The 24,430-nt window shown below is 60.2% G+C and carries 23 protein-coding genes; 14 read left to right on the top strand and 9 right to left on the bottom strand.

Features of this window, described 5'->3' with window-relative positions; all coding sequences use genetic code 11:
• Window position 1: 1 nt before the first annotated feature.
• From ACFOKJ_RS13860 to ACFOKJ_RS13890, 7 genes are all read right to left on the bottom strand, one after another.
• A complete protein-coding gene (locus ACFOKJ_RS13860; protein ID WP_390280596.1) occupies window positions 2–862 on the bottom strand; it encodes a CheR family methyltransferase in 861 nt (286 codons plus the stop codon).
• Window positions 847–4,008, bottom strand: coding sequence for a methyl-accepting chemotaxis protein (locus ACFOKJ_RS13865; RefSeq protein ID WP_390280598.1), 3,162 nt, complete (start codon window positions 4,006–4,008; stop codon window positions 847–849). The genes ACFOKJ_RS13860 and ACFOKJ_RS13865 overlap by 16 nt, the downstream gene beginning before the upstream one ends.
• 12 nt (window positions 4,009–4,020) lie before the next feature.
• Window positions 4,021–4,509, bottom strand: a complete 489-nt coding sequence (locus tag ACFOKJ_RS13870; RefSeq protein WP_390280600.1) for a chemotaxis protein CheW — start codon at window positions 4,507–4,509, stop codon at window positions 4,021–4,023.
• A gap of 35 nt (window positions 4,510–4,544) precedes the next feature.
• A complete protein-coding gene (locus tag ACFOKJ_RS13875) occupies window positions 4,545–6,674 on the bottom strand; it encodes a chemotaxis protein CheW (RefSeq protein WP_390280602.1) in 2,130 nt (709 codons plus the stop codon).
• 43 nt (window positions 6,675–6,717) lie between these two features.
• Window positions 6,718–7,083, bottom strand: a complete 366-nt coding sequence (locus tag ACFOKJ_RS13880) for a response regulator (RefSeq protein WP_390280604.1) — start codon at window positions 7,081–7,083, stop codon at window positions 6,718–6,720.
• A gap of 113 nt (window positions 7,084–7,196) precedes the next feature.
• Window positions 7,197–7,502, bottom strand: a complete 306-nt coding sequence (locus tag ACFOKJ_RS13885; protein ID WP_390280605.1) for an STAS domain-containing protein — start codon at window positions 7,500–7,502, stop codon at window positions 7,197–7,199.
• Window positions 7,503–7,522: 20 nt separating this feature from the next.
• Window positions 7,523–8,668, bottom strand: a complete 1,146-nt coding sequence (locus tag ACFOKJ_RS13890) for a sensor histidine kinase (RefSeq protein ID WP_390280607.1) — start codon at window positions 8,666–8,668, stop codon at window positions 7,523–7,525.
• Between the two features lie 202 nt (window positions 8,669–8,870).
• Between ACFOKJ_RS13890 and ACFOKJ_RS13895 the strand changes: the two genes are divergently transcribed.
• The 9 genes from ACFOKJ_RS13895 to ACFOKJ_RS13935 are packed head-to-tail and all read left to right on the top strand — an operon-like array spanning window position 8,871 to window position 17,093.
• Window positions 8,871–9,812, top strand: a complete 942-nt coding sequence (locus ACFOKJ_RS13895) for a chemotaxis protein (RefSeq protein ID WP_390280610.1) — start codon at window positions 8,871–8,873, stop codon at window positions 9,810–9,812.
• 30 nt (window positions 9,813–9,842) lie between these two features.
• Complete coding sequence (locus ACFOKJ_RS13900; RefSeq protein WP_390280612.1) at window positions 9,843–10,778, top strand: chemotaxis protein; 936 nt, start codon at window positions 9,843–9,845, stop codon at window positions 10,776–10,778.
• Window positions 10,779–10,817: 39 nt separating this feature from the next.
• Window positions 10,818–11,207, top strand: coding sequence for a chemotaxis response regulator CheY (cheY, locus tag ACFOKJ_RS13905; RefSeq protein ID WP_390280614.1), 390 nt, complete (start codon window positions 10,818–10,820; stop codon window positions 11,205–11,207).
• A 43-nt stretch (window positions 11,208–11,250) separates the two neighbouring features.
• Window positions 11,251–11,985 carry a protein phosphatase CheZ gene (gene cheZ, locus ACFOKJ_RS13910; RefSeq protein ID WP_390280616.1) on the top strand — a complete coding sequence of 245 codons (735 nt, stop codon included), beginning with the start codon at window positions 11,251–11,253 and terminating at the stop codon, window positions 11,983–11,985.
• 53 nt (window positions 11,986–12,038) lie between these two features.
• Window positions 12,039–13,964, top strand: a complete 1,926-nt coding sequence (locus tag ACFOKJ_RS13915; RefSeq protein ID WP_390280619.1) for a chemotaxis protein CheA — start codon at window positions 12,039–12,041, stop codon at window positions 13,962–13,964.
• Between the two features lie 12 nt (window positions 13,965–13,976).
• Window positions 13,977–15,188, top strand: coding sequence for an EAL and HDOD domain-containing protein (locus tag ACFOKJ_RS13920; RefSeq protein ID WP_390280621.1), 1,212 nt, complete (start codon window positions 13,977–13,979; stop codon window positions 15,186–15,188).
• A gap of 15 nt (window positions 15,189–15,203) precedes the next feature.
• A complete protein-coding gene (gene tsaB / locus ACFOKJ_RS13925) occupies window positions 15,204–15,845 on the top strand; it encodes a tRNA (adenosine(37)-N6)-threonylcarbamoyltransferase complex dimerization subunit type 1 TsaB (RefSeq protein WP_390280623.1) in 642 nt (213 codons plus the stop codon).
• Window positions 15,838–16,287: a ribosomal protein S18-alanine N-acetyltransferase gene (gene rimI / locus ACFOKJ_RS13930; RefSeq protein ID WP_390280625.1), complete on the top strand. Its 450-nt coding sequence runs from the start codon at window positions 15,838–15,840 to the stop codon at window positions 16,285–16,287. Before tsaB ends, rimI begins: the two co-directional genes overlap by 8 nt.
• Entirely contained in the window at window positions 16,284–17,093 is an 810-nt protein-coding gene (locus ACFOKJ_RS13935) for a uracil-DNA glycosylase (RefSeq protein ID WP_390280627.1), read from the top strand. Before rimI ends, ACFOKJ_RS13935 begins: the two co-directional genes overlap by 4 nt.
• Window positions 17,094–17,375: 282 nt before the next feature.
• Here ACFOKJ_RS13935 and rpmG read toward each other — a convergent pair whose 3' ends face one another.
• Together rpmG and rpmB are read right to left on the bottom strand one after the other, a co-directional pair.
• Window positions 17,376–17,531, bottom strand: a complete 156-nt coding sequence (gene rpmG, locus ACFOKJ_RS13940) for a 50S ribosomal protein L33 (protein ID WP_017506994.1) — start codon at window positions 17,529–17,531, stop codon at window positions 17,376–17,378.
• A 34-nt stretch (window positions 17,532–17,565) separates the two neighbouring features.
• Window positions 17,566–17,799 carry a 50S ribosomal protein L28 gene (gene rpmB / locus ACFOKJ_RS13945; RefSeq protein WP_026107616.1) on the bottom strand — a complete coding sequence of 78 codons (234 nt, stop codon included), beginning with the start codon at window positions 17,797–17,799 and terminating at the stop codon, window positions 17,566–17,568.
• Window positions 17,800–18,155: 356 nt separating this feature from the next.
• Between rpmB and ACFOKJ_RS13950 the strand changes: the two genes are divergently transcribed.
• The 5 genes from ACFOKJ_RS13950 to ACFOKJ_RS13970 all read left to right on the top strand — a co-directional run bounded on the left by ACFOKJ_RS13950 (window position 18,156) and on the right by ACFOKJ_RS13970 (window position 24,285).
• Complete coding sequence (locus ACFOKJ_RS13950; RefSeq protein WP_390280631.1) at window positions 18,156–19,796, top strand: CTP synthase; 1,641 nt, start codon at window positions 18,156–18,158, stop codon at window positions 19,794–19,796.
• Window positions 19,797–19,898: 102 nt separating this feature from the next.
• Window positions 19,899–20,750, top strand: coding sequence for a 3-deoxy-8-phosphooctulonate synthase (kdsA, locus tag ACFOKJ_RS13955; RefSeq protein ID WP_390280634.1), 852 nt, complete (start codon window positions 19,899–19,901; stop codon window positions 20,748–20,750).
• Window positions 20,751–20,835: 85 nt separating this feature from the next.
• A complete protein-coding gene (gene eno / locus ACFOKJ_RS13960) occupies window positions 20,836–22,119 on the top strand; it encodes a phosphopyruvate hydratase (RefSeq protein WP_390280637.1) in 1,284 nt (427 codons plus the stop codon).
• Between the two features lie 2 nt (window positions 22,120–22,121).
• Complete coding sequence (gene ftsB, locus ACFOKJ_RS13965; RefSeq protein WP_390280639.1) at window positions 22,122–22,421, top strand: cell division protein FtsB; 300 nt, start codon at window positions 22,122–22,124, stop codon at window positions 22,419–22,421.
• Between the two features lie 79 nt (window positions 22,422–22,500).
• Complete coding sequence (locus tag ACFOKJ_RS13970; protein ID WP_390280641.1) at window positions 22,501–24,285, top strand: GGDEF domain-containing protein; 1,785 nt, start codon at window positions 22,501–22,503, stop codon at window positions 24,283–24,285.
• Window positions 24,286–24,430: the final 145 nt, after the last annotated feature.

Raw genomic sequence — 24,430 nt, forward strand, 5'->3', positions numbered from 1 at the left:
CTTATCCCCGCGCCAGGCGGTAAGCAGTCTTGCCGCAGGGCTCAAAGGTAGTGCTGATGTGCTGGATATTCTCGGAATGCCCCAGCAGCAGCAAGCCATGCGGTTTCAGATGCCGGGCAAAGTGTTCGAGAATGCCGGCCTGTGTAGGTTTATCGAAATAGATCAGCACGTTGCGACAGAAAATCACATCGAACTGCTCCAGCTGCGGCCACTGGCTGTCCACCAGGTTGATGCGGCGAAAGTCGATCTGCCGGCTCCACGCCGCCTTCACCTTCACCTTGCCGGCATTGCTGCCGACCCCGCGCACGAAGAATTGGCGCAGTAGGGCGGGATCAAGCTTTTCCACCCGGTCGGCCGCATAGACGCCAGCGGCAGCCTTGCCCAGCACGTTCGTATCGATATCCGAGGCCACGATACGATAATCACGGCCCTCCAGGCTTTGCGCTAGCGTAAACAAGATGGAATAAGGCTCTTCGCCGGTGGAGGCAGCCGAGCTCCACACCTGGTAGGGGCCGCTATTGCCGGCATGCTGCTGTGCGTGCTGGCGCAGGATGTCGAAATGATGGCTTTCGCGAAAGAACGAGGTGAGGTTGGTGGTCAGCGAATTGATGAAGTGTTCCCACTCGCCGGCGCCCTGCTCGCTGGATAGCAGTGCCAGGTAGTCGGCAAACGAGCTGAAGCCCTTGTGGCGCACCCGCTTGGCCAGCCGCGCATACGCCATGTGGTTCTTGGCATCGCTCAGCGCGATGCCGGTACGCTGGTACAGCAGCGATCTTACCGCGCGGAAATCTGCCTCAGAAAAGTGCAGATCACGCGGAAAAATCGCGCCATCACTGTCGGTGGTGCTCAGAACTCCTCCCATTCACCTTCGTCCGTCACTTGCGGCCTGAGCGGTGATTGCACCGCCGGGGTGCGTACCGCCGGGGCAGGCGCTACCGGCGCCCTGGCAACCACGGCCGGCGCGGCTCTGGGGGCGCTCAGCGCGGTGCTGCCGGCATGACGCAGGCTGCCATCCAGGTGGAAGATCGACACCGCATCCAGCAGCACGCCGGCCTGCTCTTCCAGCGATTCGGCGGCGGCGGCCGCTTCTTCCACCAGGGCAGCGTTCTTCTGGGTGTTTTCGTCCATCTGGCTCACCGCCAGGTTCACCTGCTCGATACCCGAGCTTTGCTCGATGGAGGCGGCGGAAATCTCGCTCATGATGTCGGCCACGCGGCGGATGGAGGACACGATTTCCTCCATGGTGCGGCCAGCCTCGTCCACCAGGCGGCTACCCGATTCCACCTTGTCCACCGAATCGCCGATCAGACCCTTGATCTCCTTGGCGGCGGCGGCGGAGCGTTGCGCCAGGTTGCGCACTTCGCTCGCCACCACGGCAAAGCCGCGGCCTTGCTCGCCGGCGCGCGCGGCTTCCACTGCAGCGTTCAGCGCCAGGATATTGGTCTGGAAGGCGATACCGTCGATCACGCTGATGATGTCGACGATCTTGGTCGCGCTCTGGTTGATCTCGTTCATGGTGGACACCACCTGCCCCACCACCACCCCACCGCGCGAGGCGATGTCGGAAGCGCCAACCGCCAGGCTGTTGGCCTTGCGCGAGTTTTCGGCGTTCTGTTTCACGGTGCTGGTGATCTCTTCCATGCTGGACGCGGTTTCTTCCAGGCTGGCGGCCTGCTGTTCGGTACGGCTGGACAGGTTGTTGTTACCGGCGGAAATCTCGCGGGCAGCAGTATTGATGGAAGACGCGGCATCCTGGATGTTGCCGACGATCTCGCGCAGGCGCCCCACGGTCTGGTTGGTATCGGTCTTCAGCTGGCCGAACATACCCTGGTAATCAGCGGTAATGGTGCGGGTCAGATCGCCTTGCGCCAGCGCCGACAGCACGTTGGCCACATCGGCCAGGCCCTTGCCGGAGACCTCCATCAGCTGGTTGATCTGCTCGGAGAGGCTGGCAAAGAAGCCGCTCTTGCCGTCCATCGGAATGCGCTGCTGGAAGTCGCCACGCACGGCAGCGCCCACGATATCGGAGACTTCCTTCTCTACCCGCACCTCTTCGGTACGGTCAGCCCATTCCACCACCGAGCCCAGGCGCTCGCCGCTATCGCTGAATACCGGGTTGGCAATCAGGCGGAAGGTACGGCCACCCACCACGATCTGCGCGGTATAGGTCTGGGTAAGCGAAGCCAGCAGGTCGCGCTGGTGCGCAGGGTTACGATGGAAACCGTCCATGCTGGTACCCAGCAGGGTGCGGGAATCGAAGTTCGGCAGGGCTTTCTTGATGTCGGCTTCGGCGTTGCGCAGCATGTCCTGCACGCTGCGGTTCATGTAGATGATGCTGCGATCGTTGTCGGCGATCATCACGTTGGACGACACATTGTCCAGCGCCTTGCGGATGCGGGTGTTCTCGGCCAGTACCAGCTGTTCCGCGTCACGACGCTGCTGCTCCAGACGCTCGGCTTGCAGCTTGTCGGTTTCATCGGCCCACTCCACCACCGAGCCCAGACGTTCGCCGTTATCGCTGAACACCGGGTTGGCAATCAGGCGGAAGGCACGTTTGCCCACCACGATATTGGCGGTATAGGTCTGCTTCAGGTTGGTCAGCAGGTCGCGCTGGTGCGCCGGGTTGCGGTGGAAGCCATCCATGCTGGTACCCAGCAGGGTGCGGGAGTCGAAGTTGGGCAATACCTGCTTGATATCGGCTTCGGCATTACGCAGCATGTCCTGCACGCTGCGGTTCATGTAGATGATGGTGCGTTCGTTGTCGGCGATCATCACATTGGTGGTGACATTGTCCAGCGCCTTGCGGATGCGGGTGTTCTCCGCCATCTGGCGCAGCTCTTCCTGACGCTTTTCCTGCTCCAGCGCCTGCAACTGTAGCTGCTCGGTAATATCCTGCCACTCCACCACCATGCCGATGATCTTGCCCTTGCCGTTGTCGACAGGATTCACCAGCAGGGTGAAGGAACGACCACCCACGGCGATCTGGGCGCGATGGGTGCCGCGCAGGTTGGCCAGCAGCTTGCGCTGGTAGTCCGGATGCTTGTGGAAGCCATCGATATTGCTGCCCACCACCCCACGGGCGGTAAAACCGGGCAGTTCCTTGCGGATATCGGACTCGGCATTGGCCAGCATGTCTTGCACCGCACGGTTGGCGTACACCACCACACCATTGCCATCGGCAATCATCACATTGGTAGCGGCTACATCCAGTGCATTGCTGATCAGAATGTTTTCTACCGCCTTGTCTGCGGCCAACTTCATGTAATAGGCCAGGCTGCTGTTATCGCCCTCACGCAACTGCAGCTCGGTTTCCAGATTGCCGGCGGCCAGCTCCTGCATGACGCGGGTGGCATGCACCGGTTCGCAACCCAAGGTGCGGACCAGGCTGCGGCTGATCAGCCAGGCAGCCAGCAGGCCCACCAGCAGCGATGCCGCCAGCAAGGCAATGGTCGCCTGCTCGGTTTGCTGTGCCGATTGCTGCAGGGAAGCGGCACGCGCGCCGGCCCTCTCCTCCTCGTAGGACACCAGCTTGTCCAGCGCGCTCTGATAGGCTTTCTGATCCGGGCGCAGCTTGGCGAACAGGAAGGCCTTGGCCTCTTCCAGCTGGCCAGCATTGAACAGGCTCAGAAACTGGCCAAGATTGACGCGGTAGCTGATGTCGGCCTGACGCATCGCCTGCTCCAGCCCCTGGGCAGCGTCATCGCCCGGGTATTGCTTCAGCTGCGCATAGGCTTCATCCATGGCCGACAGCGACTTGCCCAGCTCCTGCACCTGCTGCTGCACGATCTGCGGATCATCGCTCAACAGTGCCGTGCGCACCCCGCGCGCTGTCTCATTGACATGGTCGGCAATGCGGTTGGCCGCACCGGCACGCGGCAGGTGATGCTGCGCCACCTGCTCGATGTCGGCGGATATCATGTTCAAGCGCACGATGGACAGCGCCGAGGAGGCCGCGATCAGGGCCAGCAAAATGCCGAAGCCCAGCCATAACAGGTTTTTTACTTTCATGTGTTCCGCCCCTTATACGTTGGCCGCCAGCGCGGTATCCATCAACGCCATTTCCTGACTGCTCATCAGTTTTTCGATATCCACCATGATGATCATGCGCTCGCCGATGGCCCCCAGCCCCTGGATGTAGGCGGTATCCATCACCGCACCGAATTCCGGCGCCGGCTTGATGTCATCCCCGGCCAGCTCGATCACGTCGGACACGCCATCCACCACCATGCCCACCGTGCGCCCCAGTACATTGAGGATGATTACCACGGTGAAGTCGTTGTAGATGATGTTGCCTACCCCGAACTTGATACGCATATCGATGATGGGCACGATGTGGCCGCGCAGATTGATCACGCCCTTGATGAATTCTGGCGACTTGGCCAGCCGGGTGACCGCGTCATAGCCTCGGATTTCCTGCACCTTCAGGATATCGATGCCGTACTCTTCCTTGCCCAGGGTGAACACCAGAAACTCCCTGCGCTGCGCATCGCCTTCCGTCATTGTTCTCATGTCTGCCATGCTGTTTCCCGCCAGGGCCTCCCGTTTCAAGCGTGTACTGCCGCCAGCTCTGCCGGCTGCGGTTTGTGCGCATCCAGGCGCACGATGGCGCCAACATCCAGAATCAGCGCCACGCGACCATCGCCCAGGATGGTGGCGCCAGACAGCCCTTCCACCTTGCGATAGTTCGCTTCAATGTTTTTCACTACGAACTGCTGCTGGCCGAGCAACTCGTCCACCATCAACGCATATTTCTGGCCGCCAGCCTCCACCACGATCAGGATCGCCCGCTCCGGCTCGGCATACTGCGGCGTGATATCGAACACGTCTGCCAGCGCGATGATGGGCAGGTATTCACCGCGGATACTGACAATGCGGCCGCGGCCAACAATCTGCTTCACATCCTCCGGCCGCGGTTGCAGCGACTCCAGAATGTAATTCAGCGGCAGCACATAGGTTTCTTCCCCCACCATCACCGACATGCCATCCATGATCGCCAGCGTCAGCGGCAGGCGGATGGTCATGGTGGTGCCGATATCGGCCATGCTGCTGATATCGATGCGCCCGCCCATGGCCACAATGTTCTTGCGCACCACGTCCATGCCCACGCCACGGCCGGAGACATCGGTCACTTCGCTGGCAGTGGAAAACCCGGCCTCAAAGATCAGCGCCCAGACCTCGGCATCGCTCATGCTGTCGGTCACGGCAATGCCGCGCTCGCGTGCCTTGGCCAGAATCCGCTCCCGCCGCAGGCCGGCGCCGTCGTCGGTGACTTCGATGACAATGCTGCCGCCTTCGTGGAACGCCCTCAGCGTCAGCAGGCCGCCGGCCTGCTTGCCCTTGGCCAGCCGCTCCTGCGGCGATTCGATGCCGTGATCCAGGCTGTTGCGCACCAGGTGGGTCAGCGGATCGGACAGCTTCTCGATGAAGCCCTTGTCCAGCTCGGTGCTCTCACCCACCATTTTCAGCTCGACTTCCTTGCCCAGCTTGCCCGCCAGGTCGCGCACCACGCGCGGAAAGCGCTGGAACACGAAGGAGATCGGCATCATGCGAATCGACATCACCGCCTCCTGCAGCTCGCGCGAATTGCGCTGCAGCAGGGAGATGCTGTTGAGCAGTTTTTCGTGCGCCACCGTATCCAGCCCGCCACCGTACTGCACCAGCATCGACTGGGTAATCACCAGCTCGCCCACCAGGTTCAGCAGCAGGTCGACTTTCTCGGTACTGACGCGAATCGAGCTCTCCCCTCCCTGTACACTGGCCGTCCTGGATTCGTTGCGCGCGCTCGCTGGCACCGGGACCGGCGCAACTGGTGGTGGCGCCACTACCGGGTTGGCCGCAACCGGGGGTAATGGCTGGAACAGACCGAAGCCGTCTTCCTCATACACAACCGGCGTGGCTTCGGCAGCAGGGATCTGCGGCACAGGCAGTGGTGCAAACAGGCCGAAACCATCCTCCTCATGCATCACGTCGCCAGCCGGGGCCGGCGCATCCTGGAACAAGCCAAAGCCATCGTCCTCGATGGTGACATCCGCCAGTACGCGGAAAGAGCCCGGCGCCAATACGAAGGCCAGCATTTCCGCAACATCGTCACAACTGCTGCCGGTAGTCAGTAGTGCGATCGCCACGCCAGTGGACGCGTCAGCGGAGAGCCCGGCAATGATTTCCAGCTCGCCCAGTGCCGCCAGGCGCTGCCATACGTCCTGCTCCGGCAAGGCCAGTGGGGGGTGTAATTCGATATGGAGTCGTTGACTGACCGGCTCGGCAACCGGCGGTGGGGCCACCGGAGCCACCACGCTTTCCGCCATGGCAAGCCGGCTTAATACCTGCTTGAGCACCGGCACCCGGTCCGGCGACACGGCAGCGCCACCACAATGGTGCGCCAGCATGTCCTTCAGCAAGTCACCAGACTGCAAGGCCGCATCGACGATCTGCCGGCTCAACGGCAACTCGTGCTTGCGCACCTTGTCCAGCAGGTTTTCCAGTACATGGGTCAGGTCCGCCAGATCGGAGAACCCAAAGGTTGCCGCGCCGCCCTTGATCGAATGAGCAGCACGAAAAATGCCGTTCAGGTCCTCGCTGTCAGGGCGGGCAATATCGATTGCCAGCAGCAGGGACTCCATATTGGCCAAGTGTTCGGCGGTTTCATCAAAAAACACCTGATGAAACTGAGACATATCGAATGACATTGCACCCTCCCAGGATGGATCAGCGCAAGCTTCAGCCCACTAGGCGGCGGACAACATCAATCAGTTTCTGGGGGTCAAACGGCTTGACCAGCCAGCCGGTAGCACCGGCGGCACGGCCCTGCGCCTTCATCTGGTCACTGGATTCGGTGGTCAGCATCAGGATCGGGGTGGTGGCATAGCTGGGCAGCTGTCGCAGGGCACGAATCAGCGACAGACCATCCATGCCAGGCATGTTCTGGTCGGTAAGCACCAGATCCACCTGCCCGGCCTGGGCCTTGGACAGCCCGGCATTGCCATCGGCGGCTTCCACTACATCGTAGCCGGCACTTTTCAGGGTAAAGGTAACCATCTGCCTGATAGAGGCCGAGTCATCCACTGTGAGTATTTTTTTGGCCATAGCCCAGCAATCCAATCATTCCGAGGAAAACTTCCATCACACCGACTGCTCCTGGCAGCTGGCCCGACACAAGTTACAGCTGCCGCCAGGCAGGGCGGCAGGTTCTGCATGCATTAGCGGATAGTAAACAACTTGGTGAAGCAGGCAATTTCCAGCACCTGCCGCACGGTATCGCGACAGTTCACCAGCGCCAGCTCCTTGCCAGCGGCACCTGCACGCTCCTTCAGCAGCAGCAGCATGCCCAGCGCCGAGCTGTCGAGATAGGGAACTTGCTCGAAGTCGACATCGATACTGCTAATGGCATTGTTCTCCAGCAGCTCCTGGCTGGCAGAACGGAAATCCTTGTGGACATTGAAGTCAAATTGCCCAACCAGAACAATTGACCCTGTTTTACCTTCTACCTTGACAATAGGTTTCATACTATGAACTGCTCCCCTCATTAGGCCGAGACAATCGGAAGCCTCAACTCAAAGATCGTCATCTCGCCATCACGCAGATATCTGATCGACCCCTTCATATCCTCGACCACTCTTTTGACAATGGCAAGTCCGAGGCCGGTGCCATTTGCTCTTGTAGTAAAGAACGGGTCAAAAATCTGCTGCTGTACCGTCTCGGGAATCGCCTCGCCCTGATTGGCGACCCGCAACAATACGCACTCGTCCCCTTGCGCCTGCGCGGTCAACTCTACCTTGCCGCCCGGCACGCTAAACTGGCAGGCATTTTCAACCAAATTCACCAGAGCGCCAACCAAATCGGAACGGATAACCAGCACCTGCCCTGCATTTTGCTGCTGCATCGACCAATGCAGCACTTTTTTATCCAGCAAAGGCTGGGCAATGGTTTCCACCTCCTGCAGCACCGACTGCAAATCCACGACCCGCTGCTCGCCTGACACCACCCCGGAGCGCACAAAGCTCAGCATGTCCTGCACCAGCGACTCCAGCGCCTGCAGTCGCTCCACCACCTTGCCGGCAAACCGCACCCTCGCCCCTTCCGGCAGATCGTCCTGTCGCAGGTTGGCCGCATATAGCAAGGCCGTGGCCAGCGGGGTCCGGATCTGATGCGCCAGTGATGCCGCCATGCTACCCATGGATGCCAGCTTGGCCTGCTGTGCCAGTTGCTCGTGCAACTGACGCAGATGTGTCACATCCAGCAACAGCATAAAACTGCCCTGCCCTGCCAGCGCAACCTCGGCGACAGAAACAAAGCTTATCGAATCGTCATGATTGCGGCGACGGTACTCGCCATCCTGCGTATCCCGCTGCAACCAGTCCGACATCTGCCAGCATTGCCCCGGCTGCAACGCTGGCAGCAACTGGCCCGCAGCATGATTGATCTGCGTCACACAACCCTGTTCATCCAGCTCCACCACCCCCACCGGCATGGCGGCCAACAGGGCGGTAAGCTTGGCTGCAAGCCGCTCGTTGACAGCCGATTTCAATACCAGCTCATCATTGGCCTGCTGCAGCTTGCTGTTCAGTTCCGCTACCTGCCCCTCCAGCAACTTGTAAGCGTGGATCAGCTCGTCCGTGACACTGTTGAAGTGCTCGAACACCTCGCGCAACTGCTCATTATTGTCTTGCATTGATAAAATCCCCACCTTCCACCCGCGGCCGATTTGTAAAAGTTGCTTGAACAGTATGATAATGCCGCCATAGATGCTGCCAGGCGTACAAGGCTCTGCAGAGCACGGCTTTTGAGCCCTGTCTTGGTTTTTTGTCTGAAACTTGTATTAATAGTATTGTCAGCTATTCCGTTACGCGACGGCCAACCCTCCGGAGGTTTCCGTGTCAGAACTACTTAAAAAAATTGATGCCCGTACCAAACTGGCAGGCACCAACAAACTGGAGATCCTGTTGTTTTCGCTTGGTATCGACCAGCGCACCGGCAGGAAAGAGACCTTTGGCATCAACGTGTTCAAAGTCAGGGAAGTCATGCGTACGCCGGAGATCACTTCGGCACCGGAAATGCCGTCCTCTGTTGAAGGCATGGTCAGCCTGCGTGGCAGCCTGGTACCGGTAATCGATCTGGCCAAATACGCCGGCGTGATCAGCGACAAGCGCCCGGAAATCATGATCGTTACCGAATATAACGGCCATACCCAGGGCTTCCTGGTTGAAGCAGTCGATACCATTCTGCGCCTGGACTGGGCCGCCATGCGCGTTCCGCCGGAAATGATCACCAACCGCATGGGCGGCCTGGTAACTGCAGTAACCGAGCTGGACAACGGTACCCTGGTCATGATGATGGACGTGGAGAAAGTGCTGGCGGAAACCGCCATGTACAGCGACGAGCACGCCTTCATCAACATCGAGCCGCTGCGAGAAGAACGCATGGTCTACTTTGCCGATGATTCGGCAGTAGCCCGCAAACAGATTGAACGTACCTTCCAGGCCATGCAGGTGAGATACGCCTACGCCATCAATGGCATGCGCGCCTGGGAAGACCTGCAGCGCATGGCGGGGCAGGCAGAACTGGCTGGCCGCAAGCTGAACGAAGTGGTGCACCTGATCCTGACCGACGTGGAAATGCCGGAGATGGATGGTTACATGCTCACCAAAATGGTGAAGACCGATCCGCGTTTTGCCGGCATTCCGGTACTGATGCATTCCTCGCTGTCGGGACAATCCAACCAGAAGCTGGGCGAGTCCGTGGGTGTCGATGCGTATGTATCCAAGTTCGAGCCGCAGAAGTTGTCGATGAAAATCCGCGAAATGCTGAAGATCTAAGCGGAAAACACAGGAAAAGAAGGAAGCGCCATGGCGACATCTGAAGCTTCACTGCTGGCTAACATAGACGCCCGTACCAAGCTGGCAGGCTCCAATAAAATGGAAATTCTGCTGTTTTCCCTGGGAACGAGGGAAACCTTCGGTATCAACGTATTCAAGGTGCGCGAAGTTTCGCAGACTCCTTTCATCACCCGCACTCCCAATATGCCGTTTGGCGTGGAAGGCGTGCTGTCGCTGCGTGGCAACATCATTCCGGTGATTTCGCTGGCCAAGTTCATTGGTTGCGAAACGTCGAATACCAGTTACAGCACCATGATCGTGACCGAGTTCAACAAGAGCACCCAGGCATTCCTGGTTGACTCGGTGGACCGCATCATTCGCGTGGACTGGGACAAAGTGCGGGCGCCGGAAAACGTGATGAGCACCTCGCAACAGACGCTGATCACCGCGGTTACCGAACTGGACGACGGCAAACTGGTTTCCATTCTGGACGTGGAACAGATTCTGGCCAGCGTGGTGGGAGAAGCCCACGTGCCGGAACTGCCGCAGGCTCCGCTGGAACTGGATCAGTACGTGTTCTTTGCCGATGATTCGGTAGTGGCCCGCAAGGAAATCTGCGGTGTGCTGGAAAAAATGGCCATCAAATACCACCAGGCCAATAACGGTAAGGAAGCCTGGGACAAGCTGCAGGTGCTGGCCAATCGCAACTGGTCGGAAGAGGAGTCGTTGCACGACACTCTCAAGCTTATCCTGGTGGATGCCGAAATGCCGGAAATGGACGGCTATGTGCTGACCAAGCTGATCAAGTCGGATCATCGCTTCAGTGGCATTCCGGTGATCATGCACTCGTCGCTGTCGTCCAATGCCAACCGCGCCATGGGAGCCAGCGTCGGCGTGGATGCCTATGTTGCCAAGTTCGACCCGGCCGTGCTTGCAGACACTTTAATTCCGTTCCTGCAACGTTAAAATACCGGGTTACTCAATACCCAGGTCAGGAAAACGCTAATGACAGACAAGAATCTTCGTTTCCTCGTGGTAGATGACTTTTCCACAATGAGACGTATTGTGCGCAACCTGCTCAAGGAACTTGGCTTCACCAATGTCGATGAAGCAGAAGATGGCCAGGTAGCCCTGCACAAGCTGAAGACCCAGCATTTCGACTTCGTGGTATCGGACTGGAACATGCCGAACATGACCGGTATCGAGCTGCTGCGTGCAGTGCGTGCCGATGCCCAGCTCAAGCAGACGCCCTTCCTGATGATTACCGCCGAAGCCAAGCGCGAGAACATCATTGAAGCGGCTACGGCCGGAGCCAGCGGCTATATCGTGAAACCGTTCACGGCCGCCACGCTGGAAGAGAAGATGAACAAGATCTTCCAGAACCTGAGCAAATAACATCACAAGCAAGCACTGAGTGCTACGCGCAGGAGGAGTTACCGTGCCAGACCACAACCTCGAAAGTGGCGACTCTCCAGATCTGGAAGCCCTGTTTGACAGCATCGCCATGCAACAGCACAACGCCGGCGGCGATGCACCGGCTGCGGCCAACCTTGACCTCTCCCCGGAGACCGTCATGGGCATGTACGCCCAGATCGGCCAGATGACGCGCAAGCTGCATGACACCCTGCGCGAACTGGGCTACGACAAGTCGCTGGAAAAGGTGGCAGACGCCATTCCCGATGCCAAGGATCGCCTGGGCTATATCGCCACGCTTACCGCCAATGCCGCGGAGCGGGTACTGAATGCCACCGACATTGCCAAGCCGATTCAGGATGATCTGCAGAGAAATGCCGAGCAACTGAGCCAGCGCTGGGAAAAACTGTTCGCCAACCAGCTGTCTACCGACGAGTTCAAGCAACTGGCGCAGGAAACCCGCGGTTACCTGAGCGCGGTACCCAAACAAACGGAAGCCACCAGCAACCAGTTGCTGGAAATCGTGATGGCGCAGGACTTCCAGGATTTGACCGGCCAGGTGATCAAGAAGGTCATGGAGATGGTCAAGACGCTGGAAAACGAGCTGCTGACCGTGCTGATCGAATACCTGCCGGCCGAACGCAAGATGGACCTCAGCCCGGACCTGTTGCAGGGCCCAGTAGTCAACCCGGATGGCCGCACCGATGTCGTCACCAGCCAGCAACAGGTTGACGATCTGCTGGAAAGTCTGGGCTTCTGACCGAATATTGCCGCTGACCCGTCCAAGGGGCAGACAAAACTAAGGAAGTGGAAATGAGCGACTTCGCTGGTATGGAAGAACTGCTGCAGGATTTCCTGATGGAATCGACCGAGCTGTTGTCCGATGTCGACAACAAGCTGGTAGAACTGGAAAAGCGCCCGAATGACCGCGCGCTGCTTAACGACATTTTCCGCGGCTTCCATACCATCAAGGGTGGTGCCGGCTTCCTGAATGTCGCCCCGATGGTAACCGTGTGCCACCGCACCGAGAACCTGTTCGACAAGCTGCGCAACTCCGAGCTGCCGCTGACCATGGGGCTGATGGATGTGATCCTTGACGCTACCGGTGCGGTACGCGACATGTTCACCACCCTGGGGCAGGGCCTGCCGCCGGCCAACCCGGACCCAGCCTTGCTGGCCGCACTGGATGCCGCACTGGCGGGCAACCTGAGCGTGGAAGCCGCCCCGGCTGCCGCGCCCGCAGCCGCCCCGGCACCAGCAACAGCCGCGCAATCAAACGAGCCGGACTGGAATACACTGCACGCCGCGGTAAGCGGCAGCAGCCCGGCAACAACAGCTGCTGCTCCTGCCGCACAGCCGGCACCGGCAGCTCAAGCCGCGCCTGCTGCGGCCGCGGCGCCAGCTCCGGTTGCCAGCACGGCGGTGGAGGTGATTCCTGCTGCAGCATCAACAGCCATGGCGCCGGCAGCCCACAAGGCGCCGATGAAGACATCCGGCGGTGGTGGCAGTGTTTCCGGCCAGGAAAACACCATCCGCATCGATACCGTACGTCTGGACCAGGTACTGAACCTGTCCGGCGAGATCGGTCTCACCAAGAACCGCCTCACTACCCTGCGTACCGAGATACTGCAGGGCAATATGGAAACCAACACCCTGCGCTCGCTGGACGAGGCGATCAGCCAGCTGGACCTGCTGGTAAGCGATCTGCAGAACGCGGTGATGAAAACCCGCATGCAGCCGATCGGCCGCCTGTTCCAGAAATACCCGCGTCTGGCACGCGATCTGGCACGCCAGCTGGGCAAGGAGGTGGAGCTGATCATCACCGGCGAGGAAACCGAACTCGACAAGACCATGATCGAGGACCTGAACGACCCACTGGTGCACTTGGTGCGCAACGCAGTCGATCATGGCGTGGAGTCGTCCGAAGAGCGCATTGCCGCCGGTAAAAAGCCACAGTCGGTCGTGGAGCTGACCGCTCAGCAGGTAGGCGACCATATCGTTATCGAGATTACCGATGACGGCAAGGGCATGAACCCGGAAGTGCTGCGTCGCAAGGCCATCGCCAAGGGGCTGATCGATGCCGAGACCGCCAACGGGCTGGACGAAAAGCAGTGTCTGCAGCTGATCTTCCTGCCAGGCTTCTCCACCAAGGACCAGATCTCCAATGTTTCCGGCCGTGGCGTGGGCATGGATGTGGTACGTACCAATATCCAGAAGCTGAATGGCCGCATCGACATCAACTCTGTGCAGGGTGAAGGCACGCGCATCAGCATCTCGCTGCCGCTGACTCTGGCGATTCTGCCGGTATTGGTGGTACGCGCCTGCAACCAGCCGTTTGCAGTACCGCTGGCCATGGTGCGCGAGATCATCCCGATCGATACCACCGCTATCCAGGAAGTTTCCGGCCGCCCCACCATCGTGGTGCGCGACGAGATCCTGCCGCTGAAGACCCTGTCCGGCCTGCTGAACTGGGAGCCTACCCAGAAGCCGAATTTCGGCGTATTGATGCAGTCGGCGGAGAAGTCCTTCATCCTGGCGGTCGACTCCTTCGTTGGCCGCGACGATGTGGTAATCAAGCCGCTGCAGAACATCCGCCCGAAAGGCGTGGCTGGCGCCACCCTGTCCGGCGATGGCTCCGTGGTGCTGGTACTGGACATGGAAGACCTGCTGTCCGGGCAACTGGACACCTCCGGCCCGGGCAATATGATGGCCCGTGGCGTGGACAATTTTGCTTACTGAAGATAGGTCACGATGTCGAACTCCGCCTTCCTCGGGCGTCAACCTGTTCTGAACAGAAACCAGCAGCTCATCGGGTATGAGCTGCTTTTTCGTAGTGCCGGCGATGCTGCCAGCGCAGTGCCGCACGCACCACTGGAGGCCGATACCCAGGTACTGGTGAATGCCCTCAACAATATGGGCACCAACTGGCTGATCGGCAGCAAGCTTGCCTTCATCAATGTTGGGGAAGCCATGCTGAGCAGCGATTTCCTGGAACTGCTGCCCCCCCGACGCGTGGTACTGGACATTGCGGCCAACATTCAGCCCGGCAACGAGCTGGTTTCCCGCGTGCGCTACCTGCGTTCGCTGGGCTTCGGCATTTCGCTGGACGATTTCAGCTTCGAACAGCCATCCGCTGCGCTGCTGGAACTGGCCAACTACGTGAAACTGGACGTGCAGGCGATGGACAAGCTGCCGTTCCAGGCACTGGCAGCACGGTTGCGCAGTTACCCGGTGATCCGTATCGGCGAGCGCATCGAATCCTACGAACATTACAACCTGTGCCGCGACCTGGGGCTGGACGGCTACCAGGGCTATTATTTCGCTCGCCCGGAGACCTTGTCCGCCAAGATCATCCACGCCTCGTTCAGCAACACGCTCAAGCTGCTGAACCTGCTGCGCGCCGATGCGCCACTGCGCGACATCGAGCAGGTGCTGAAAGGTGATGTCGCGCTGTCGTTCAAGCTGCTGCGTTATGTCAACTCGGCAGCGGCCGGCCTGAATACCACCATCAGCTCCTTCGGCCACGCCGTTACCGTGCTGGGCTATCAGAAGCTGTACCGCTGGCTCACCCTGCTGCTGGTAACCAGCAACGAGCACGGCAATCTGGCACCGGCACTGCAAAAAACCGCCATCACCCGCGCCCGGCTGATGGAATTACTGGCCCAGGAAACCGGGCACAACGGCGACTTCTGCGACAATGCCTTCATTGTCGGCATGTTCTCGCTGCTGGATGTGATCTTCGACATGCCGATGGCGCAGATCCTGGAACACATCAACCTGCCCGCCGACATCCAGGCCGTACTGCTGCATCGTCAAGGCGGCTTTACCCCCTTCCTGCAGCTGACACTTGCCCTGGAACAGGGGCAGCCTGATCTGCCACAATTGGCGACCCAGCTTGGACTGGACCCGGACCAGCTGAACCTGCTGCACACCGCCGCCCTCGCCTGGGTGGAAGAACTCTAACCGAACCGATTGTTGATGACCCGCCTGCTTGCCCTGGATTGCTCCAACTACAACCTGTCTGTCGCCCTGCTTGCCGGACAACAGACCGTGCAATATCACCAAACAGTAAAACAGGGCCACTCCGACCTGGCACTGACCGTGATTGCCGACCTGCTGCAGCAGGCTGGACTCCAGCTTGCCGAGCTGGACGCCATCCTGTTCGGCAAAGGCCCTGGAGCCTTTACCGGCCTGCGCATTGCCGCCGGCGTGGCCAGCGGGCTGGCCACTGCGGCCAACCTGCCACTGCACGGCATCCCTACACTGGATGCCATTGCCCTCCAGCTCCCCTCCGAAACCGGCATTGCGCTACTGGATGCCCGCATGAGCGAGGTATATGCCTGCCGTTACCTGGATGGCAAAGCCATCGGCGGCATCAGCGTATGCAAACCGGAACAGCTGCAATTACAGCCCTCGGATGTGCTGGCCGGCGATGCCGCCGCCTACTTTAACGACAGCGAGCAGACCTTTATCAGCTGCGAACCGCGGGCGGAGCACTATATCCAGCTGTTCCAGCGCCAGCCGCAACGCTACCCGGCCAGCGCCACAGCCGAGCTGCTGTACGTGCGCGACAAGGTGGCACTCACCACCGCCGAACAACGGGACAAGCAGCGTGGCTGAGCTGCTACGCCTTCATGACCCGGCCGCCGCGACCGAAATGGCAGATGCCGAAGCCGCGAGTTGCGACCACCCGTGGAGCAGCGGCATGTATGCCGACTCGCTGACCGGCCAGGATCAGGTTTACGCTTATCGAGATGCCAATGGCCAGGTTCTGGGCTATGCCGTGCTGCTGATCATCCTGGACGAAGCCCAGCTGCAAAACATCTTCATCTGCCAGCCCTGCCAACGCCAAGGCCACGGCCGCCGCCTGCTGCAGCAACTGATGCACAGCGCCGCCAGCCAGGGGGCGGTGCGCATGCTGCTGGAAGTGCGCGAAAGCAACCATGCAGCCCGCGCGCTGTATGCCGGTTGCGGCTTCGTGGAAAGCGGACTGCGCAAGCATTACTACCGCAACGACCACGGCCCGCGCGAACACGCAGTGCTGATGGAGGCCATGCTATGAGCCGGCAGCAGCAGATATTGGCAGAGATCGGCATACGCCCGCTGTGGCAGCTGCGCAGCACAGCTGATGCCGCCCATCCGCCGGGCACCACACCGATCGAAACAGCCCCAATCGAAGCCGCCCCGATCGCAGCATCGCCAGCCGAAACACTACCAGTGCCGGAGTTTGTCACCTCGACAGCCGCTATCGAGCCGGCCAGCATCAGTACACCCGCCAGCCGTACCGATTCAGCGGAACAGCCCCTCCCCCTGGCCATTGCCAACTGGGAAGACCTGCATGCCCAAGTGGCAGCCTGTCAGCAATGTCAGCTGGCCAAAACGCGCAGCAACACCGTGGTTGGCCGCGGCAATCGCCAGGCACGGCTGCTGATCATCGGCGAAGCTCCAGGCGAGCAGGAGGACCTGCAAGGCCTGCCCTTCGTCGGCAAGGCCGGTCAGCTGCTGGAAAACATGCTGGCCGCCGCCGGCTTCGACAGTGCACGCGATGTCTACATCTGCAACCTGCTCAAATGCCGCCCTCCGGGCAACCGCAACCCGGCACAGGATGAGATTGTGCAATGCCAGCGCTTCCTGCAATGGCAGATCGAAGCGGTAAAACCAGAGCTGATCGTGGCGGTAGGCCGCTTTGCCGCGCAGAGCCTGCTGCAAAGCACAGCCTCACTGGGCAGCCTGCGCGGCAAACAGCACCAATACGGCAACTACCCGGTGCTGGTGAGTTTTCACCCCGCCTACCTGCTGCGCAGCCCTGGCGAAAAGGCCAAGGCCTGGCAGGACTGGTGCCGCGTGCGTCAATTGCTGCAGAAATGAACAAACCCCGCCTTGGCGGGGTTTCAGGCTGCTGACAAACTGCCCATTTACGCCTCACCGGACCCGGCAAAGCCGGGCCGCTCCAGCCAAGTACTTGAATCGGCAGCCTCCCTGTTTACAAAACAAAGTCCTTTTGCGAGGCAAAAGAACTTTGACAACACGCACAAACCCCGCCTTGGCGGGGTTTGTCTTGGCAGCGCGGCGGGCGCCATACGGCCAACGTTGGCCGCAAAAAACAAAAGCCCTCGAAACCGAGGGCTTTTTGCGGGATACCTAGCCGAATTACTTCAGCTTGGTTTCCTTGTACAGAACATGCTTGCGGGCAACGGGATCAAATTTTTTGATCTCCATTTTTTCCGGCATGGTGCGCTTGTTCTTGGTGGTGGTGTAGAAATGACCGGTACCAGCGGTCGATTCCAGTTTGATCTTGTCGCGCATGGCTTAAATCCTTAAAGAGCTGTCGGTAGACTGATTACAGTTCGCCGCGAGCACGCAGGTCGGCCAGAACGGCATCGATACCTACTTTGTCGATGGTACGCAGAGCAGCGTTGGAGATGCGCAGGCGCACCCAACGGTTTTCGCTCTCTACCCAGAACTTGCGGTACTGCAGGTTCGGCAGAAAACGACGCTTGGTCTTGTTATTGGCGTGGGACACATTGTTCCCGGTCATCGGACGCTTGCCGGTGACTTTGCAAACACGCGCCATGGTGAGTCACTCCCAAAAGCCGGTAAAAGAAACACTTATACCATAATTCGATGCCGCCGCACAAGTTCACGACACGCCAGCACAAGCGGCCACGTGTACCGAAACGGTAGCATCGGGTTTAAAAGAAAGGCGGCATGATACCGAAAGCTGCGGCAGTGCGCAGCAAAAACCGCACGCACAATGCCATTCACCGTTAATGCGCAACAAATACCCAGCCAAATCAACAAGCTGCAAAACAACACCCCGGCACACCCCGACAAGAAAAGCACACCTTCAAGTGCAAAGCGTGCACGTTGCCCATTCAAAAACAGGGGCGTTGCTGTTAGAATTCCGGATTCTCATAGAGCCGTAATCCCATGACCAAGTTCATCTTCGTTACCGGTGGTGTGGTGTCCTCTCTGGGCAAGGGCATCGCTGCCGCGTCCATCGCCGCCATTCTCGAATCCCGTGGTCTCAAGGTCACCATGCTGAAGCTGGATCCCTACATCAACGTGGATCCGGGCACCATGAGCCCCTTCCAGCACGGCGAAGTCTTCGTTACCGAAGACGGCGCGGAAACCGACCTCGACCTTGGCCATTATGAGCGCTTCATCCACGCCAAGATGAAGAAGAGCAACAACTTCACTACCGGCCAGGTATACGAATCCGTGATCACCAAGGAGCGCCGTGGCGACTACCTGGGTGGCACCGTGCAGGTGATTCCGCACATCACCGACGAAATCAAGCAGAAGGTGCGCGAAGGCGCTGGCGACGTGGACGTTGCCATCGTCGAGATCGGCGGCACCGTGGGCGATATCGAATCGCTGCCGTTCCTGGAAGCCATCCGCCAGATGCGCTCCAACCATGGCCGCAAGAACACCCTGTTCGTGCACCTGTCCTACGTGCCGTACATCGCCACTGCCGGCGAGATCAAGACCAAGCCGACCCAGCACTCGGTGAAAGAGATGCGCGAAATCGGCATCCAGCCGGACATCCTGCTGTGCCGTATGGATCGCGAGCTGCCGGAAGACGAAAAGCGCAAGATCGCCCTGTTCTGCAATGTGGAAGAGAACGCGGTTATCGGCTGCTACGATGCCGACTCCATCTACAAGGTACCGGCGATGCTGCACGCGCAGGGCATCGACGACATCATCGCCGAGCAGCTGCAACTGGAGCTGCCGAAGGCCGATCTGTCCACCTGGAACCGCATCATCGACGCCATCGAGCACCCGGACCATAGCGTGAACATCGCCATGGTGGGCAAGTACGTTGATCTGACCGAGTCCTACAAGTCGCTGTCCGAGGCGCTGAAACACGCCGGCGTGCACACCCGCACCAACGTCAACATCATCTATGTCGATTCCGAAGAGATTGAGCGCGACGGCGCCGAATCGCTGAAGGACATGGATGCCATCCTGGTACCGGGCGGCTTCGGCAAGCGTGGCGTGGAAGGCAAGATCAAGGCAGTGAAGTTCGCCCGCGAGAACAACATCCCTTACCTGGGCATCTGCCTGGGCATGCAGATCGCGCTGATCGAATACGCCCGTGACGTGGCCGGCATGACTGGCGCCAACTCCACCGAGTTCGATCTGGAAACCGACTACCCGGTAGTGGCGCTGATCGACGAGTGGGTGAACCACGACGGCAAGATCGAAACCCGCGACGAAAACTCCAACCTGGGTGGCACCATGCGCCTGGGCGGCCAGCAGTGCGAGCTCACCGCCGGCTCGCTGGCGGCGCGCGTGTACGGCAACACCGAAATCACCGAGCGTCACCGTCACCGCTACGAAGTGAACAACCACTACGTACCGCGCCTGCAGGCAGCCGGTCTGACCATCAGCGGTCTGTCCGCCGGTCACGAGAAACTGGTGGAAACCATCGAGCTGGCGAACCATCGCTGGTTCTTTGCCTGCCAGTTCCACCCGGAGTTCACCTCCACGCCGCGCGATGGCCACCCGCTGTTCATCGCCTACGTGCAGGCAGCCCTCGCCTACCAGGCCGACAAGGCCAAGGCCTGAGCAAGCAGCCATTGTCAGCCCGTCTGACCAAAGTTGGCCGCACGGCGGCGAAGCGCAAGCTTCGCGGCCAATGCGGCCAACCTTGTCTTGAAAGGACACAGCATGAAACTCGCCGGATTTGACGTTGGTCTTGACCATCCCCTGTTCCTGATCGCCGGTCCCTGCGTGATCGAAAGCGAACAGATGGCACTGGATACCGCCGGCCAACTGAAGGAAATCGCCCAGGAACTGGGCATCAACTTCATCTACAAGTCGAGCTTCGACAAGGCCAACCGCTCGTCCGGCAAGTCGTTCCGCGGCTTCGGCATGGAAGAAGGCCTGCGCATCCTGGCGGAAGTGAAGCGCCAGATCGGCGTGCCGGTACTTACCGACATCCACACCGAAGAACAGGTGCCGCACGTGGCGGCGGTGGTGGATGTACTGCAGACCCCGGCCTTCCTCGCCCGCCAGACTGACTTCATCCGCGCCGTGGCGCAAAGCGGCAAGCCGGTGAACATCAAGAAGGGCCAGTTCATGGCGCCAGGCGACATGAAACACGTGATCGACAAGGCGCGCGATGCCGCCATCGAAGCCGGCCTGAACCCGGACAGCTTCATGGCCTGCGAACGTGGCGCTTCCTTCGGCTACAACAACCTGGTGTCCGACATGCGCAGCCTGGCGATCATGCGCGAAACCGCCTGCCCGGTAGTGTTCGACGCCACCCACTCGGTACAGCTGCCTGGTGGCCAGGGCACCAGCTCCGGCGGCCAGCGTGAATTCGTGCCGGTGCTGGCGCGCGCCGCGGTTGCCGCCGGCGTGGCTGGCCTGTTCATGGAAACCCACCCCGACCCGGCCAAAGCCATGTCGGACGGCCCCAATGCCTGGCCGCTGCCGCGCATGAAAGAACTGCTGAGCACCCTGATCGCCATCGACAAGCTGGTGAAAGCGCAACCGCTGGCCGAGCTTTCGCTGTAACAGGTTGACTCCATGGCCAGCCTGTCTCAAGGTTGGCCGCACCGAACTCCGGTTTATCCAACTTAGAAATCTAAAGGGAACATAGATGAGTGCGATCGTTGACGTGATTGCCCGCGAAATTCTGGATTCGCGCGGTAACCCGACTGTTGAAGCCGATGTACTGCTGGAATCCGGCGTAATGGGCCGTGCCGCCGTACCGTCCGGTGCCTCCACCGGCGAGAAGGAAGCACTGGAGCTGCGCGACGGCGACAAGAGCCGCTACCTGGGCAAGGGCGTGCTGAAAGCGGTTGAGAACATCAACACCGAAATCTGCGAAGCCATCATCGGTCTGGACGCCTCCGACCAGGCATTCATCGACAAGACCATGATCGAGCTGGACGGCACCGAGACCAAGGGCCGCCTGGGCGCCAACGCCATGCTGGCCGTATCCATGGCCGTGGCCCGCGCCGCCGCCGAAGACGCCGGCCTGCCGCTGTACCGCTACCTGGGCGGCGCCGGCCCGATGGCCATGCCGGTACCGATGATGAACGTGATCAATGGTGGCGCCCACGCCAACAACACCCTGGACATCCAGGAATTCATGATCATGCCGGTAGGCGCACAGACCTTCCGCGAAGCGCTGCGCTGTGGCGCCGAGATCTTCCACACCCTGAAGAAGCTGTGCGACAGCAAGGGCTACGCCACCACCGTGGGTGACGAAGGCGGCTTCGCACCGAACCTGACCAGCCATGAAGAAGCCATCAAGCTGATTCTGGAAGCCATCGACGCCGCCGGCTACGTGGCCGGCCAGGACGTGCTGCTGGCACTGGACTGCGCTTCCTCCGAGTTCTACCGCGACGGCAAGTACCACCTGACCGCCGAAGGCCTGGCACTGACTTCCGAGCAGTTTGCCGACTACCTGGAAACCCTGGTCAACAACTACCCGATCATCTCCATCGAAGATGGCATGAGCGAGCACGACTGGGCCGGCTGGCAGCTGCTGACCGAACGTCTGGCTGGCCGCGTACAGCTGGTGGGTGACGACGTGTTCGTGACCAACCCGGCCATCCTGGCCAAGGGTATCGAAAGCGGCGTGGCCAACTCCCTGCTGGTGAAAGTGAACCAGATCGGCACCCTGTCCGAGACCCTGAAGGCGGTAGACCTGGCCAAGCGCTCGCGCTACACCAGCGTGATGAGCCACCGCTCCGGCGAAACCGAAGACAGCACCATTGCCGACCTGGCCGTGGCCACCAACTGCATGCAGATCAAGACCGGCTCGCTGTCGCGTTCCGATCGCATGGCCAAGTACAACCAGCTGCTGCGCATCGAGGAAGAACTGGGTGATGCCGCCTGGTACCCGGGCCGTGCCGCCTTCTACCATCTGAAGTAATCATGAAACGCCTGACCCTGCTGCTTGTCCTGCTGCTTGCCGCTTTGCAATGGCCGTTATGGCTGGGCAAGGGCAGCTGGCTACGGGTCTGGCAACTCGACAAGCAAGTCGAGGAACAACGTGCGGCCAACCGGCAACTGGTTGGCCGCAACGCTGCCCTGGACGCGGAAGTGCGTGATCTAAAGCAAGGAACCGCCGCAATTGAAGAGCGCGCGCGTAACGAACTTGGCATGATTCGGCAAGGTGAGGTATTTTTTCAGCTTCTCGATCCGTCTCACCCTTCCGGCTCGACGTCGCCCTGAGAATCGGGATTGACGCGCCACGGACCAAAAGCGATAACGACAAAACATGATTGGCAGAAAAGGCTCCAGGGTCTGGTCCATGACAACGCACAATCCAATCGACACAGCGCGCGAAACACTGAAGCAACTGACCCAGCGCAAGCTGCTGCCCACTCCGGACAACTTTGAGCGACTCTACTGCGAGATCTCCGGTCTGGAGCCGGAGCTGCAGAAGAACAAGCTGGCCGAGTTGCTGTTCCATGCCTTCGAAAAACTGCCGGTCACCGACAGCAGTTACAAGATTGCCCTTACCAAGCTGCGCAAAGCCATCCAGGAAGAAAAGTGGGAGCTGGTCCCGCAGCTGGTGATGGATCTTTCCGAGCAGCACCAGCGCAGCCGCGAGCTGAACCAGCACTGGGGGCCGCTGATCCTGGAACTGATCAAGGCCTGGGATACCCGCCACCCGGATGTGGGCCAGCGCTACAAGCAATCGGCGCTGGAGCGGGTAATCGCCACCTTTGGCAACAATCCGCAGGAACTCAACGAAAAACTGGGCAACCTGGCCCGTAACTGGCTGCAGCCGGAAGACCCTTCCGCAGATATCGCCAGCAACACCAACAGCCACAATGGCAGCGCCGCCGCCAAGCAGCACGATGAGACCGCCATAAGCCAGGGCCAGGCTGCCGCCGCATGGCGTGATGTGCTGGTCTATGCGCTGCGCTATGGCGTTGCCCCGCGACTGGTGCACTACCCCGACCTGGTTCCGCAACTGGAAGAAGTACAGCAGCAGCTGCAGCTTTGCCAGGGCGACGATGACCTGACCCGCTTCTTCCCGGTATTACGCAGCTTCCTGATCCGCCTGGAGCTGCTGTCGCAGGAGGACGAGCGCCTGGTCGCCGGCCTGGCCAACCTGATGCGGCTGATGCTGCAAAACGTGGCCGAGCTCAACCGTGGCGACAGCTACCTGATCGGCCAGATCAGCAGCCTGCAAGCCATCCTGGCGCAGCCCAATATCTCCATCCAGCACATCTATCACCTCGAATCCAGCCTCAAGGAAGTCATCCACAAGCAGGGCTCGCTGCGCAGCTCGCTGGATGAGGCCACCGATTCGCTGCGTGCGCTGCTGGACACCTTCCTCAACAAGCTGTCGCTGATGAGCAACGGCACCGGGCAGTTCCAGCAACAGCTGCAGGCACACAGCGAGCGCATCCGTAGCGCCAGCGATGGCGAAGCACTGAACAGCATCCTGCAGGAACTGCTGCAGGACACCGCCAGCATGCAGAACAACCTGCAAAGCTCGCAGCAGGACCTGCAGAGCGCCCAGCAAGAGGTGGAATCGGCACAGAGCCGCATTCGCGAACTGGAGCAGGCGCTGGAAGCCGCCAGTGCCAAGATCAAGGAAGACCAGCTCACCGGCGCCTACAACCGCCGTGGGCTGGAAGAGCACTTCACCCGCGAAATCAGCCGCGCCGAACGCAGCGGCCAGCCGCTGTCGGTGGCGCTGCTGGACGTGGATAACTTCAAGCAGGTCAACGACAGCTTTGGCCACCTCACCGGTGACAATGTACTGAAGTACCTGGTGGACATGATTCGCCACTGCGTGCGCGCCTCGGACATCGTTGGCCGCTTCGGTGGCGAGGAGTTCATCGTGCTGCTGCCGGATACCGCGGCGGCGGAAGCGGTGGACCTGATGCAGCGCCTGCAACGCGAGCTGACCAAGAACTTCTTCCTGGCCAATAGCGAAAAGCTGGTGGTGACGTTCAGCGCTGGCGTGGCCGAATGGCACCGTGGCGAACAGGACGTGAACGTGATCGAGCGCGCCGACCGTGCCATGTACCAGGCCAAGCTGGCCGGCAAGAACCGTACCTTGTCCGCCGAATCCTGAGCCTGCACGCGCAGCAAGCATGCAAAAACGGGGCAACAGCCCTAATGCCGTTCACTTAAGCAAGTGGACGGCATTTTTCATGGTGCGAATCTTGCTCATATCCCGGCCAAGTTAACTCTGACACTCTGGCTCCAATGGTTGGCAA

Origin of the sequence: Vogesella amnigena, from assembly GCF_042648905.1 — a bacterium.
GTDB classification, from domain to species: Bacteria; Pseudomonadota; Gammaproteobacteria; order Burkholderiales; family Chromobacteriaceae; genus Vogesella; species Vogesella amnigena.

Coding starts and splice junctions, on each gene's coding strand:
- ACFOKJ_RS13890 (WP_390280607.1), bottom strand. CDS start 8,668: ATGCAAGACAATAATGAGCAGTTGCGCGAGGTGTTCGAGCACTTCAAC.
- ACFOKJ_RS13900 (WP_390280612.1), top strand. CDS start 9,843: ATGGCGACATCTGAAGCTTCACTGCTGGCTAACATAGACGCCCGTACC.
- kdsA (WP_390280634.1), top strand. CDS start 19,899: ATGAAACTCGCCGGATTTGACGTTGGTCTTGACCATCCCCTGTTCCTG.
- ACFOKJ_RS13875 (WP_390280602.1), bottom strand. CDS start 6,674: ATGTCTCAGTTTCATCAGGTGTTTTTTGATGAAACCGCCGAACACTTG.
- ACFOKJ_RS13880 (WP_390280604.1), bottom strand. CDS start 7,083: ATGGCCAAAAAAATACTCACAGTGGATGACTCGGCCTCTATCAGGCAG.
- ftsB (WP_390280639.1), top strand. CDS start 22,122: ATGAAACGCCTGACCCTGCTGCTTGTCCTGCTGCTTGCCGCTTTGCAA.
- cheY (WP_390280614.1), top strand. CDS start 10,818: ATGACAGACAAGAATCTTCGTTTCCTCGTGGTAGATGACTTTTCCACA.
- ACFOKJ_RS13935 (WP_390280627.1), top strand. CDS start 16,284: ATGAGCCGGCAGCAGCAGATATTGGCAGAGATCGGCATACGCCCGCTG.
- rpmG (WP_017506994.1), bottom strand. CDS start 17,531: ATGCGCGACAAGATCAAACTGGAATCGACCGCTGGTACCGGTCATTTC.
- eno (WP_390280637.1), top strand. CDS start 20,836: ATGAGTGCGATCGTTGACGTGATTGCCCGCGAAATTCTGGATTCGCGC.
- tsaB (WP_390280623.1), top strand. CDS start 15,204: ATGACCCGCCTGCTTGCCCTGGATTGCTCCAACTACAACCTGTCTGTC.
- ACFOKJ_RS13970 (WP_390280641.1), top strand. CDS start 22,501: ATGACAACGCACAATCCAATCGACACAGCGCGCGAAACACTGAAGCAA.
- ACFOKJ_RS13915 (WP_390280619.1), top strand. CDS start 12,039: ATGAGCGACTTCGCTGGTATGGAAGAACTGCTGCAGGATTTCCTGATG.
- ACFOKJ_RS13950 (WP_390280631.1), top strand. CDS start 18,156: ATGACCAAGTTCATCTTCGTTACCGGTGGTGTGGTGTCCTCTCTGGGC.
- rpmB (WP_026107616.1), bottom strand. CDS start 17,799: ATGGCGCGTGTTTGCAAAGTCACCGGCAAGCGTCCGATGACCGGGAAC.
- ACFOKJ_RS13865 (WP_390280598.1), bottom strand. CDS start 4,008: ATGAAAGTAAAAAACCTGTTATGGCTGGGCTTCGGCATTTTGCTGGCC.
- ACFOKJ_RS13870 (WP_390280600.1), bottom strand. CDS start 4,509: ATGAGAACAATGACGGAAGGCGATGCGCAGCGCAGGGAGTTTCTGGTG.
- ACFOKJ_RS13860 (WP_390280596.1), bottom strand. CDS start 862: ATGGGAGGAGTTCTGAGCACCACCGACAGTGATGGCGCGATTTTTCCG.
- ACFOKJ_RS13920 (WP_390280621.1), top strand. CDS start 13,977: ATGTCGAACTCCGCCTTCCTCGGGCGTCAACCTGTTCTGAACAGAAAC.
- ACFOKJ_RS13885 (WP_390280605.1), bottom strand. CDS start 7,502: ATGAAACCTATTGTCAAGGTAGAAGGTAAAACAGGGTCAATTGTTCTG.